This is a genomic window from Pseudomonas putida (genome assembly GCF_002906855.1).
GTDB classification, from domain to species: Bacteria; Pseudomonadota; Gammaproteobacteria; order Pseudomonadales; family Pseudomonadaceae; genus Aquipseudomonas; species Aquipseudomonas putida_N.
The window spans coordinates 779,427-792,343 of the sequence record NZ_MINI01000028.1; the positions used below are offsets into that span (position 1 = coordinate 779,427).

General features: G+C 59.0%; 12 protein-coding genes and 1 pseudogene. 9 read left to right on the top strand and 4 right to left on the bottom strand.

Annotated elements, in window-relative coordinates; translation table 11 throughout:
- The first annotated feature begins 60 nt into the window (after window positions 1-60).
- On the top strand, window positions 61-261 hold the full coding sequence (locus BGP85_RS03885; RefSeq protein WP_103447586.1) for a DUF1289 domain-containing protein: 201 nt from the start codon (window positions 61-63) through the stop codon (window positions 259-261).
- 53 nt (window positions 262-314) lie between these two features.
- A complete protein-coding gene (locus tag BGP85_RS03890) occupies window positions 315-950 on the top strand; it encodes a LysE family translocator (RefSeq protein ID WP_103447585.1) in 636 nt (211 codons plus the stop codon).
- A 278-nt stretch (window positions 951-1,228) separates the two neighbouring features.
- Here the strand turns inward: BGP85_RS03890 and BGP85_RS29100 are convergent, their stop codons facing one another.
- The 3 genes from BGP85_RS29100 to BGP85_RS03905 all read right to left on the bottom strand — a co-directional run bounded on the left by BGP85_RS29100 (window position 1,229) and on the right by BGP85_RS03905 (window position 4,382).
- Window positions 1,229-1,657: a hypothetical protein gene (locus BGP85_RS29100; protein ID WP_258035863.1), complete on the bottom strand. Its 429-nt coding sequence runs from the start codon at window positions 1,655-1,657 to the stop codon at window positions 1,229-1,231.
- Between the two features lie 68 nt (window positions 1,658-1,725).
- Complete coding sequence (locus BGP85_RS03900) at window positions 1,726-2,085, bottom strand: DUF3313 family protein (RefSeq protein ID WP_146048959.1); 360 nt, start codon at window positions 2,083-2,085, stop codon at window positions 1,726-1,728.
- 80 nt (window positions 2,086-2,165) lie between these two features.
- On the bottom strand, window positions 2,166-4,382 hold the full coding sequence (locus tag BGP85_RS03905; protein WP_103447583.1) for a putative bifunctional diguanylate cyclase/phosphodiesterase: 2,217 nt from the start codon (window positions 4,380-4,382) through the stop codon (window positions 2,166-2,168).
- A 739-nt stretch (window positions 4,383-5,121) separates the two neighbouring features.
- Between BGP85_RS03905 and clpK the strand changes: the two genes are divergently transcribed.
- From clpK to BGP85_RS03935, 7 genes are all read left to right on the top strand, one after another.
- On the top strand, window positions 5,122-7,893 hold the full coding sequence (gene clpK / locus BGP85_RS03910; RefSeq protein WP_103447582.1) for a heat shock survival AAA family ATPase ClpK: 2,772 nt from the start codon (window positions 5,122-5,124) through the stop codon (window positions 7,891-7,893).
- 59 nt (window positions 7,894-7,952) lie between these two features.
- Window positions 7,953-8,423, top strand: a complete 471-nt coding sequence (locus BGP85_RS03915) for a phosphate-starvation-inducible PsiE family protein (RefSeq protein ID WP_103447581.1) — start codon at window positions 7,953-7,955, stop codon at window positions 8,421-8,423.
- Between the two features lie 189 nt (window positions 8,424-8,612).
- On the top strand, window positions 8,613-8,786 hold the full coding sequence (locus BGP85_RS29105; RefSeq protein WP_258035862.1) for a hypothetical protein: 174 nt from the start codon (window positions 8,613-8,615) through the stop codon (window positions 8,784-8,786).
- Between the two features lie 21 nt (window positions 8,787-8,807).
- Window positions 8,808-9,068, top strand: a complete 261-nt coding sequence (locus BGP85_RS29110) for an Hsp20/alpha crystallin family protein (protein ID WP_258035861.1) — start codon at window positions 8,808-8,810, stop codon at window positions 9,066-9,068.
- A gap of 27 nt (window positions 9,069-9,095) precedes the next feature.
- Window positions 9,096-9,467: an Hsp20/alpha crystallin family protein gene (locus BGP85_RS03925; protein WP_103447580.1), complete on the top strand. Its 372-nt coding sequence runs from the start codon at window positions 9,096-9,098 to the stop codon at window positions 9,465-9,467.
- Between the two features lie 26 nt (window positions 9,468-9,493).
- Window positions 9,494-9,997, top strand: coding sequence for an Hsp20/alpha crystallin family protein (locus BGP85_RS03930; protein WP_103447579.1), 504 nt, complete (start codon window positions 9,494-9,496; stop codon window positions 9,995-9,997).
- A gap of 216 nt (window positions 9,998-10,213) precedes the next feature.
- Window positions 10,214-11,995, top strand: a complete 1,782-nt coding sequence (locus BGP85_RS03935; protein WP_103447578.1) for a monovalent cation:proton antiporter-2 (CPA2) family protein — start codon at window positions 10,214-10,216, stop codon at window positions 11,993-11,995.
- Window positions 11,996-12,373: 378 nt separating this feature from the next.
- Here the strand turns inward: BGP85_RS03935 and BGP85_RS29120 are convergent.
- Window positions 12,374-12,544 (bottom strand): annotated as a pseudogene (locus BGP85_RS29120) (FAD-dependent oxidoreductase); the annotation flags it as partial.
- Window positions 12,545-12,917: the final 373 nt, after the last annotated feature.

Here is a 12,917-nt window from a genome sequence, read left to right on the forward strand (position 1 = left end):
CATCAGGTTTGGGCGCGGTTTCATACAGGGTATGATTCGCGCCCGCAGTTGGAGCCCGCCATGGCCAAAGACATCGAAAACCCCTGCGTCTCGCTCTGCCAGCTCAACAGCGAGCTGTGCGTGAGCTGCGGTCGCACCCGTGAGGAAATCCGCAAGTGGCGTGGTATGAAACGCCCTGAGAAGATGGCCACCGTGCAACGCGCGGCCACGCGGATGAAGGCCATTACCAAGAAGAACGCCAAACGCCAGGGTAACGACTGAAGCTGCTGCGCTTGTGTAAGATGCAGGCTTTAAAACGTTTCCGAGCCTGCCGTATGGATACCCACTCGCTTCTCGCCTTCACCTTGGTCGCGGCAATCGCCATTGCCAGCCCAGGGCCCGCCACCCTGATGGCCATCAGCAACAGCCTCGCCCATGGCCAGCGCAGTGCCGTGTGGTCGTCACTGGGCAATGGCTCGGGCCTGTTCTGCCTGTCGGCGGCAGCCATGCTTGGCCTTGGGGCGCTGCTGGCCAGCTCCGAGATGCTGTTCAACGCGGTCAAGCTGATCGGTGCCGGCTACCTGTTCTACCTCGGTGCACGGCAGTTGCTGAAGAAAAGCCCCATGCTGGTGGATCAGGCGGCGGTGAAGGTCAGCAAACCGACCCCCTTGAGTTTGTACAAGTCGGCGTTCCTGACCGCCGTCACCAACCCCAAGGCGACGATGTTCTTCACCGCGCTGTTCCCGCAGTTCATTGACCAGAGCGCGGCGTTGCTGCCGCAGTTCCTGACCCTGACCGGGATCTTCGTGGCCTTGTCGCTGACCTCGTTGAGCCTGTATGCCGCGCTGGCATCGCGGGCCAAGGGTGTGCTGACCCGGCCGGCGCTGTCGCGTTGGGTAAGCCGGGTAGTCGGGACGACGTTCATCGGTTTTGGTGCGGCGATTCTGACCATGCGCCGGCAGGCCGGTTAAGAGCGTTCTCGGGCCCATTGCTCTGCATGGTGGCAGCAGGAACAGGTATTGGATCGAGCAAAATCGTGCCGCTACCAACGACACCAGTTACCTGTATTTCGATGCAGCACTGCCGCGGCGCGTGCACCGTGTGCCAGTCACGGCAGTCTGGGCTCCGGTCGAGCAGGCATTGGCACGCAATGCCTTGCGCCGGGTCGATCATCAACTGCCGAGGGCGAGTATCGAGGCGGTGGCGGCTGCGTTCGAGCCACCTTGCAGGTCCGAGGGGTTTGTCGAGGTTATCGAAGTGAACGCCAGCCAAAGTGGGCACGAGAAGGCTGCAAGGCTTTGAGTGTCGGCAATCGGTCGGAACCTGCCGGTCGCGAATGGCTGCTTACGACCCAGAGCGGACAGCCAAGCGCGGCCTTGAGGATTCGCCTTGCACCAACATGCGACCCTAAAGCGCCTTCCAAAGACTTAGCAGGTTTTGGCGGCAACGGTCCAATGAACATCGCTTTCAGTCGATCTCGACCGATGACGCGTGCCAGTTCGACGATGACGCAGTATATGAAAATTAAGGTCAGGAGCAGGATCTGAATGGTCCAGAAGCGAGGCCAGTTCATCGAGGACCATAGAAGCGAGTTCGCATCCATGAGGCTCGACGTCTCTTTCCAGTAATCGTAAAGCCTTTCCAGGTAATGAACGAAGAGCGCGACCAAGGCATACATGAGGGTTTTCCAGCTGACGTCCCATATCAGCGGTTTATCCGGGAAGCCTCTACGTTCTCCTGCCTAAATCAGTACGGCAGGAGGACATTCGAGCTTTTTTTCAGCGCTTGGAACGCATTGACCATGTCTCTCGCCCAACCATGGAGTACCGTGCGAGCATCCTTGGCCTGCATTACTTGCGAGGAGTTTTCCAGGTCGGCGCCGGCGCCTTTGCGTACCACCTCGGCGACAACTTCATTGGAGCGCCCGTCAATGAATGCAGCCTCAGTGGCGACACTGTTGAACTGGCGAACGTCAATTCCTAGCTTGATCCAGCGCATGACCGCCGCGCCAGATGGCGACTTTTCCTCCTTGTGCTTGCTGTAGTCCTTAAGCAAGCCCGAATACTGGTCCGGCTCGACGTATTGGCTGTTAGTCGCCCGGTAGATTTGATCTGCTCGACGTTGGTCGCCGAAGGCTTAAAACGGTCCATGAGAGGAGTTGGCCTTTTGGTTGTTGACTAACTTTGTTAACTATAGGTTTTCTGATCGGCCAAGAAAACCCTGAGCGCCTCATGCGACATGGGTCTAGCAAAGTGATATCCCTGGAAAATATCGCATCGACCACTTTCCAGGAGGTCCACTTGGGGCGCAGTTTCCACGCCTTCCGCGACCACTAACAGGCTGAGGTGATGGGCCATCGAAATAATGCCTTGAGTGATTGCTGCATCGTGTGGATTCGTCGATATATCCTGGATGAAGGAGCGATCAATTTTTATTTTGTCTATTGGCAAGCACTTGAGATAACTCAGGCTGGAAAATCCCGTGCCGAAATCATCCAGCGCAATGCGTATGCCCAAGTCTTTAAGACGGTACAAGGTTTCAATTGCTAGTTCAACGTTATGCAGCAAGAGTGACTCGGTTATCTCTAACTCCAATTGCCCGGCGCTAAGCCCGTACTTGCTCAGTACTGCCTGGATACATTCAACGAATTGACCACGCTGGAAATGCATGGGCGAAATATTTACGGCCATCGAGATGCCGGTGAAGCCCTGATCACATAGGTTGCGCAACTGTGCACAAGCCGTATCGAGAACCCAAAGGCTCAGAGGGATAATTTGACCGCTGTCCTCTGCCACGGGTACAAATACCGCTGGAGAGATGAATCCTTTGATCGGATGCCTCCAACGTAACAACGCTTCGATTCCGACCACATGCCCCGTGCGCGCCTCAATCTGTGGTTGATAATGCAGGCTAAACGACTTGGTCTCGAGAGCCTTCTGCAGGTCATTGCGCAGGCTTCTATGCTCGCAGATTCGTTGGTTTAGATCGCTGGTATACCACTCAAAGTTGTTGCGACCTTGTTGCTTGGCTTTATACATGGCCATATCAGCCTGCTGGATCAATTGCATTGGCTGCTCGATGTGACCGTCGCTTAGCGTGATACCGATACTTGCGCTTACGTGCAGGTCAATGCCATGGATGCAATAGGGTTTGCCAATGTTGGCCAGCAGTCGCTCGGCCACCGGCACAACGTCTTCGTCACGCAGCAGGTCCGTCAGCAGAACGACAAACTCATCGCCGCCCATGCGCACGACGGCATCAGCCGGACGGACCTGCTGGGTCATGCGCTGTGCCACCTCAATCAGCACCTGATCGCCGAAGCAGTGCCCGATGGAGTCGTTGATGGATTTGAATCCATCCAGGTCGATGTACATGACCGCCAGTTGACGCTTACGTTGACGGCTGCTGCGGCACTCCAGGACAAGCCGGTCTTCCAGAGACAGGCGGTTAAGCAAACCGGTCAGCCCGTCATGGCTGGCACTGATACTCAGCTGGCGCTCGTAATGCTTCTGTTCGCTGATGTCCCGCGCGATGCCGAAAACCCCAACGATCTCGCCATTGACCATGATCGGCAGGTTGGCGATATCCATGATCAACTGCTTGTCGTCGCTCTCGTCGCGGACCCTTGCCTCGAATCGCTGCGGCTCACCGGCGCGGGCTGCGGAAAAATGCTGATTCACTCGCGGCAGGTCTTCTTCGAACACGAGGTGAGAGAAATGATGACCGACAAGATCAGTTGCCGCGCCAGCTTTAAGCTTCAGGCCAGCCGGGTTCACACTCTGGATGTTGCCCGCCATGTCGAGGGCAAAAACCGGGTTGGGGTTAAAGGTAAACAATGAGCGAAACCGTTGTTCACTTTCCTCCAGGCGTTGGCCGTCACGCTCATGCCGGATCGCAATGGCAGCCAGTTGCGCCGCGCAGGTCAACCTTTGGATCTGCATCTCGCTTGGCGCAATCGCCTGATCTTGATACAGCGCAAACGTCCCAAGAACGGAGCCCTGATGCGAGAGTAATGGCAACGACCAGCAGGAGCGCAGATTGTACCCTAGCGCCAGACTGCGAAAACGCTCCCAGCTCGGATCCCGGGCTATGTCTGCCGTCACCACCAGCTCGCGCCGGTATGCCGCTGTGCCGCACGTGCCTTCCCGAGGGCCGATGGGCATGCCGTGGACCGCATCGTTGTATGCCGGCGGCAGGCCAGGCGCGGCACCTTTGAGCAAATGCTTGCCTTGCGCATCGGTGAGCAGTATCGAACACAGCGTACCGGGATCCTGGGCGTCGATCATCAAGCAGATGGCGGTGAGGATGTCGTGTAGTTGATGATTGGTCGCGATCATACCGAGTATGTCGCGCTGAGACTCGGGAAGCGCAATGCTGGGATAGCTTGTGCAGAAGGTGTTCATGGGGATTCCTGAGTACTTGCGAGGCCATCCGGTTCCCTGAGCGTCTGCAGAAGTGAGTGCCTGGGCGCAGTCCGATCGCACCCCGATAGCGAGATCTTATAAAGCAGTGGGCCTGCCACGAAAAAGAGTCAGGTGATCGTTAAAAGAACGTATCAGATGGAGCGCATGCGGCTGAATCCGGCTTGCAACGGCCTGACCACCGCCCGCTGATTCTCTGAGCAAACCGCAGATACTGCTTGACTTCCAGGCTACCGGGCGCAGACTTAAGCGAGTACTGTAAAAGTTCTCTTGGGCTGGCCGCATCTATTTGCGGCGCTCGCCCTCCCGCGCTTGCCTGCCAGGCATGCTGAAGCTGGCGCTGGACATCACGGATGCAGTGCTGGCTTTCCTTCGAATTGCCCGGTCTCAAGGAAAGAACATCCCGATCACGCGCGACTGCTACGAGAGCAGCAGAAGTGCGTCTTCCCTCGTGCCAAATGCTACAACGGCTGTTACCCGTGACGCTTGAACCGGCATGACGATGCCGAATAGGTTTTGATCAAGCGCCCAGTCCACAATGGGCTGCTGACGATCATCCCCGACGAGCGCGAAACGCGTGCATTTGCATTGAAGCACAGCCGTTCGATTCCGAATTGAAGCTGACTCGGAGATTCCATAGCCGTCGTCACGAAGGCCCACCAGCAGACGAGGAGCTGCGGCAGCCTCACCTCGTCGCCTCAATGATTCAAGGAGCGCCCGCATGGCCAGCAAACAGTGCCAGGTCTGTGGCCAACCCGCCACGACACGGGTGGAAGCCAAGGTCAATGGCCGCCACAGCACAATGCTGTTGTGTGATGATCACTATCGCCAATTGGTGCGCCAGCAAAAGCGTACCCTTTCTCCACTGGAGGCCCTTTTCGGCTCGCGCAGCAGTTTGTTCGAAGATTTCCTGGGCAGCGATTTCTTCCGCAACGGAGAAAACTCAGTATCCGTTGCCGCGGGTGCCGATGATGTGGCCGAAGCGTCGTCTGGCGAAGCTGCCCCCGCAGGGGGGGGCACGCCGCGGCGTCGCGGCAGCGGGCTGGCCAGCCGTATCAGCGAACACTCCGAGGCCCTGTTGCAGGAAGCGGCCAAGCGTGCCACGGAGTTCGGGCGGTCCGAAGTCGATACCGAACACCTGCTGCTGGCCCTCGCCGACAGCGACGTGGTGAAGACCATCCTCAGCCAGTTCAAGATCAACGTCGATGACCTCAAGCGCCAGATCGAGGCCGAAGCCAAGCGCGGCGACAAACCGTTTGAAGGAGAAATCGGCGTGTCGCCTCGCGTGAAGGATGCGCTCAGTCGCGCCTTCGTCGCCTCGAATGAATTAGGCCACGCTTACGTCGGACCCGAGCACCTCCTGATCGGGCTAGCAGAAGAGGGCGAAGGGCTGGCCGCCAACTTGCTGCGCCGCTATGGCCTCACGCCGCAGGCCCTGCGCCAGCGGGTAAACAAGGTGGTTGGCAAAGGCGCGGAGGATGGCCGCGCCGAGGCGCCGACGAATACGCCGGAGCTCGACAAGTATTCGCGCGATCTCACCAAGATGGCGCGCGAGGGCAAGCTGGACCCGGTAATCGGACGCGCGCAGGAAATCGAAACCACCATCGAGGTACTGGCGCGGCGCAAGAAGAACAACCCCGTATTGATCGGCGAGCCCGGCGTGGGCAAGACGGCCATCGTCGAGGGATTGGCACAGCGTATGGTGGCCGGCGAGGTGCCCGAGACGCTGCGTGACAAGCACCTGGTAGAGCTGAACATCAATTCCATGGTGGCCGGGGCGAAGTACCGGGGCGAGTTCGAGGAACGGGTGCACAAGGTGCTCAAGGAAATCTCCGAGCATCAAGGCGAGCTGATTCTCTTCATCGACGAGGTGCACACCATTGTGGGTGCAGGCCAAGGCGGTGGAGAAGGCGGTCTGGACGTCGCCAACGTCTTCAAACCCATGATGGCGCGCGGTGAGCTGAACCTGATCGGCGCGACCACGCTCAACGAGTACCAGAAGTACATCGAGCGGGACGCTGCGCTGGAGCGGCGCTTCCAGCCGGTCATGGTGCCCGAGCCAACGGTGGCGCAGACCATCATGATCCTGCGCGGCCTGCGCGATACCTTTGAAGCGCACCACAAGGTCAGCATCACCGAGGACGCGATCATTGCTGCCGCCGAACTGTCCGACCGCTACGTCACCGCGCGCTTCCTGCCGGACAAGGCCATCGACTTGCTCGATCAGGCTGCCGCCCGCGTGAAGCTATCGGCGACGGCCCGCCCCGTTGCTGTGCAGGAAATGGAGTCCGAACTGCACCAGTTGCGCCGGGAGCAGAACTACGCGGCTTCCCGCAAGCAATATGACAATGCGGCGCAGATCAGCAAGCGCATTGAAGCCAAGGAGGCCGAACTCAAGGAGCGCGTCGCGGACTGGGAGCGCGAGCGCGGTTCGGGCAGCGCCGAAGTCAAGGCGGAGCACGTTGCGCAGATCGTCTCGCGGCTGACCGGTATCCCGGTCAATGAGCTGACGGTGGAGGAGCGCGAGAAACTGCTGCACCTGGAGCAGCGGCTGCATGAGCGCCTGGTGGGGCAGGACGAGGCGGTACGCGCTGTGGCGGATGCGGTGCGGCTGTCGCGCGCGGGTCTGCGCGAAGGCAGCAAGCCCGTGGCCACGTTCCTGTTCCTGGGTTCCACTGGCGTCGGCAAGACTGAGCTCGCCAAGGCGCTGGCGGAATCCATCTACGGCGACGAGGGGGCCCTGTTGCGCATCGACATGTCGGAGTATGGCGAGCGCCATTCAGTGGCTCGGCTGGTGGGCGCGCCCCCCGGCTACGTCGGTTATGACGAAGGCGGCCAGCTTACCGAAAAGGTCCGTCGCAAGCCCTATAGCGTACTGCTGCTCGACGAGATCGAGAAGGCCCACCCCGACGTCTACAACATCCTGCTGCAGGTGTTCGACGACGGGCGACTTACCGACGGCAAGGGGCGTGTGGTGGACTTCACCAACACCATTATCATTGCCACGTCCAACCTGGGCTCCGACATCATTCAGCGCCAGCTGAAGGCGCCCGGAGCGGCGAGTGAGGAGTACGAGAAGACCAAGCTCGAGGTCATGGATGTGCTGCGCGGGCACTTTCGCCCCGAGTTCCTCAACCGCATCGATGAGATCATCGTCTTCCATGCGCTGGGCAAGCAGGAGATCCGCCACATCGTTGGCCTCCAACTCGAGCGCGTGGCCCGCAATGCCGCGAGCCAGGGCGTGACGCTGACGTTCGACGAGACGCTGGTCGATCATTTAGCGCAAGAGGGCTACAAACCTGAATTCGGTGCTCGCGAGCTCAAGCGACTGATCCGCAGCGAGCTGGAGACGGCACTGGCACGTGAAATGCTCGGCGGCGGCATTGGCAAGGGTGATCACGCCCATGCGCGCTGGGACGACAAGTCCGAGCGGGTCGGGTTCGACCGCCGGCAAGCCGTGCCGGCCGAAGAGCTCGACAGTGGAAATGCGTGAAGCGCAGGACGAAGGCTGCGGTTTCTCGTTGCAATGATCTTGCTGCTGAAGAGGTGAGCATGAAGGACAGCAATGAGCCCGAGAGCACGCGCATGCGATTGCGTCGCGAGTGGGCGATGTTGACGTTTTACGAGCGTTTCGAGCAAATCGTCGCCCACATTCTATCGATGGTGATCGCGCTGGTTATCGTGGTGTCGCTGGTGCAGCTGATCCAGATAGTCTTCAGCCTGCTGATCATCGACGCGTTCAATCCGCTGGACCACCGGATCTTCCAGAATGTGTTCGGCATGGTGATGACGCTGCTGATCGCAATGGAATTCAAGCATTCCATCGTGCGCGTTGTCTTGCGCCGTGGCAGCATCATTCAGGTCAAGACGGTCCTGTTGATCGGGTTGATTGCGCTGTCGCGCAAGATCGTGATCCTCGATCCCGATGTCAGCCCGGCCAAAGTCGCGGCGCTTGCTGGCGCCACCCTGGCCCTGGGGCTGACCTACTGGCTGTTGCGTGAGCGCGATGATCGAGTTGCCTAGGCTGTGTGTGAATGGCGCCGAGGCAAAGATTGAACGGGAAAAAGAGCGCGGATCTGTAATTCCATATTCGTTCAAACTGGGGCTTGAAAACCTCCAAATCGCTCACATAATTTCGTCGTCAGGGGCCGAAGCCCGGCGCTTCGCGCCTCCTGTTCGAGATCATTTCAGTCAGCTGGAAGGAGGATTGTCATGTACGAGTCCCTTCTTAATCTGTCGAGCGATCCGATTGCCGAGTTCGAGAGGCTGCAGCGCGAGCTGCAACATGTGCTGGGCACGGGGCTCGGGCGCCCAGGCAGCATTCGTGCCTTGGCCAGTGGTGCTTTTCCTGCAATCAATGTCGCGAGCACGCCGTCCAGCCTGTAGGTCTACGCCTTCGTTCCTGGCGTGGACCCGAGCGACCTCGATCTGCAGATTCACCGAGGTCTGCTATCGATTTCCGGCGAGCGTCGGCCAGCGCGCAGTGCTCAGGAGGGCAATTGCTCCGTGTATGCCAACGAGCGTTATGCCGGCCCCTTCAAGCGTACCGTGAGCCTCAATGACCAGGTCGATACCGACAAGGTCGAGGCCCACTGCCGCGACGGCGTCCTGCGCATTTCCTTGCCGCGGCGGGAAGCGCTACAGCCCAAGCGCATAGTCATTCAGTAACAGCAACGGTTTGAAGGAGGAATCACCATGAACGACAAACAAGCGGTCGTGCGCGGCGAAACTGAAACCCAAACACTGCTGCCGCGTGTCGATGTATTCGAAGACGAAAACGGAATCCAGCTGTTTGCCGATTTTCCCGGCGTGCCCAAGGACCACCTGGTAGTCAATGTCGACGGTGACACGCTTGTGCTGGAAGGGGAGATCATGCCGCAGTTTTCCCAACAGCTGGAGGCTGTCTACGCTGAGGTCCAACTGTCGCGATTCAGGCGCGCCTTCACTTTGAGCTCCGAGCTGGATACGACCCGGATCGACGCTGAGCTACGGGACGGCGTGCTGAACGTGCGTGTTCCCAAACATGCACATGCCCAGCCGCGCAAGATCGTCCTGAAAAGCGCGTAGGGCCTTGAGCGTGTGGAGGACGACCCATGGAAAAACTAGTTGAACTCAGACATGGCCTGGAGGAAACCTGGCATTCGTTGGGCGAGGGCTGGCGTCAGCTTCGCGATCGTACCAGCGAGGCCCTGACGCGCTTCACGCCAGTGAAGCGGAGCAGGGGTGAGTCGCAGGATGCGACCTCATCACCGGCGCTTGCCTCGAACTGGGGGCTGCTGGCCGGCGATCTTTACGAGGATGGTGAGCGGATCGTCGTTCTCCTTGAGATACCTGGACTGGTCAAGGAGGGCCTGAGTCTGGAAGTGCGGGGCGATACGCTGATCATTCGCGGTGAAAAGCGCGTCGAGCAGGAGCAGGGCAATGGGCATTATCGCGTCCGGCAATGCACCTTCGGCAGTTTCCGGCGCACCTTCCGGCTTCCTGTCGAGGTCATTGCCGAGCAGGCCAGTGCCACATGCAACAACGGTGTGCTGCGTATCGAACTGCCCAAGCAAGCGCGTGCGCGTGGCAGGTGCATCGAGGTTATACAACGATAGCCTCCGTTGCGCGCAGCCAAGGGGACAGCCCCTCGTCACCAGGATTACCCGCCCGCGACCTGCTTGCGGGCGGGTGATTCTTAAGTTGCTGCAGAGGAGGCTGCCGCTTCCCCACGCAGTGGATATTGCACCTCCCTGGCGAGCTGAGACACCCAGCGATAATTCGTCCGGTAATTTCTCCACAACCGGTCCTGACAGGGGCTGAGGGTCGAGGCCATGGCCACTGAAGGCAACGCAGGACTGTTGATGGGTGTCATCACGTTGCTCAGCGCTGCCGTAGTGGCCGTGCCATTGCTCAAGCGCATCGGCTTCGGCTCGGTGCTCGGTTACCTGCTGGCGGGGCTGATGATCGGACCCTTCGGGCTGCAGCTGGTCAATGACCCTCACACCATCATTGATGTGGGTGAATTGGGCGTGGTGATGTTCCTCTTCGTGATTGGCCTGGAGCTCAAACCCTCGCATCTGTGGGAGCTGCGGGCGCAGATATTTGGACTGGGCAGCCTGCAGGTGTTGATCTGTGCCGTTCTGCTCACTGTCGTCGGCAAGGCCTTTGGTTTCCCTTGGCAGGTGTCATTCGTCTGCGCGGCCGGTTTTGTACTCACATCCACGGCCATCGTCATGCAAGTTCTCTCGGAGCGGGGTGACTTGACCAAACCGAGGGGCCAACGCATCGTGTCCATTCTGCTGTTTGAAGATCTGCTGATAGTGCCCTTGCTGGCGGTGGTGGCATTTCTGGCGCCTACTGCATCGGTGCCCGAACCCACCTCACCCCTGTGGCAGCGCATGGCTACCGCAGCCCTGTCCCTGAGCGCACTGGTGGTCATCGGGTTGTGGTTGCTCAACCCTCTGTTTCGGGTATTGGCCCAAGCCAGGGCGCGCGAGGTGATGACTGCTGCCGCGCTGCTGGTGGTGCTGGGAGCAGCGCTGCTGATGGAAATCGGCGGCCTGTCAATGGCGATGGGAGCGTTCGTTGCCGGTGTGCTGCTGTCGGAGTCGACCTTCCGCCACCAGCTGGAGGCTGACATAGAACCGTTCCGCGGGCTGTTGCTGGGGCTGTTTTTTCTCGGCGTCGGCATGGCGCTGGATCTGCAGGTGGTGGCCAGGAACTGGCTGCTCATCAGCACTGGCGTGCTGGCGCTAATGGTGGTCAAGGCGCTGTGTATCTATGGGGTCGCGCGCCTCGCGAAAAGCCAGCATGGCGATGCGCTGGACCGCGCCGTGCTGATGGCGCAGGGGGGCGAATTTGCGTTCGTACTGTTTGCCGAAGCACTGAAACTCAAGGTCGTGAGTCCCGAAATCAACGCCAACATGACGGCTATCGTGGTGATGTCCATGGCCATTACGCCGGTCAACCTTGTGTTGTACAAGCGTTTTGCGCGGGCCCGGGCGGTTTCCATGGACGGTGTGGAGCCCGCGCAGAATCTCCAAGGCCATGTACTCATCATCGGGTTTGGCCGTGTCGGTCAGATCGCTTGCCAGGCGCCACTCGCTCATGGCGCCAAGCTTTCAATCATAGACATGGACCCGGAGGTGATTCGCGCCGTCGAGCCTTATGGTTTCAAGGTCTATTACGGTGATGGTGCCCGCCATGACCTGTTGCATGCTGCCGGGGCCCATCACGCCCGTACCATCATTGTGTGCGTGAATGACAAGAAGGCCGCGACACGCATTGTTGAAAGCACGCGGCACTATTGCCCGCAGGTGAAGGTGCTGGTGCGCGCCTTTGACCGCGAGCACGCGCTGGAACTGGTCAAGCACGACGCCGACTATATCGTGCGGGAAACCTTTGAATCCGCCTTGCTGCTTGGTCACCAGGCCGTGCTGACCTTGGGTGCCTCAGCGCTCGAAGCCGACGCGGTGACCGACGAGGTGCGCACACGCGATGCCGAACGTTTTGCCCTGGAAACATCCGGCGGTCTATTTGCCGGGCGAGCATTGGTCCTTGGAAATATCGAGCGCATTGATCCGCCGAAGCCTGAAGCGCGTGATACTCATTGAGCATGAGAACCTGACGGCAAGGTTGAACAGGGCCAGTTCACGATCCTTGTTTGCAATTTCCAGCCGTACTCTAATCGCCCAAATGTCCCTAAGCCGAAGCGGTGCTTTTGGCCGACCAGTTTGCCTTTGTTCCAGGATTCTCGAGATTTCGCGGTGAGTATGGAGATGATTCGTTCGCCACATGGTAGAAGACTAGGATGCATCTCTCAACGCACCTCCGGCCGTTTCCGGCCAAAAGCGGTCAGTGACAATATTCGCAAAGTCTGCCGCTCAGCTTCCCGAAGACCGATCTCGACTATTCGTTAGGTACAGCACCATCGCTGCGCGAGCCGCATCTTTGACTGCTGCTCCGCGCAGTGCTGCAATGGGGTCACGTTATCCGTATAGGATGTTGCTCCATGCGAGTGAATCTCCAAACACTCCCGACGCGATACCTTCAGCCTCAACCAAGGTGATATTCGCGCCTTTATCAGCCAGGTGTTACGCCAGCGAAGCGCCCACGATGCCGGCACTAATGACAACGACTCGTTTGTCCAGAGCATTTCCCATATCAACCTTCACTCTGTAGACCTGAAGGCGGTTTCAGTGTCTGCCTCTGGTCGATTTCTGCTTGTCGTAAGGGGTAGCAGTTGTCGTCCAGAAAGCAGATGTAAATTTGTCTGAAGTGGCGAAATAGCTGCCAAAATCATCGTGTTAAAACGCCGCCTGAAATGGCAGCAAGATAAGCGCGTGAGTGTTGTTGGCACTGGAGGGTAGCGAAAAATCGTTCAGCTACTACGGTAAGCGTCATCAACGACTATAGTCATTGGTGAGCCAGAGCGAATCTGACCATTCCCCTGCCAACCTGGCCTAATCCAATTCCGCGATTACACGGCGGATCTTCTTGTGTTCCTTGATGCGGAACGTGAACGTTTCGCTGCCG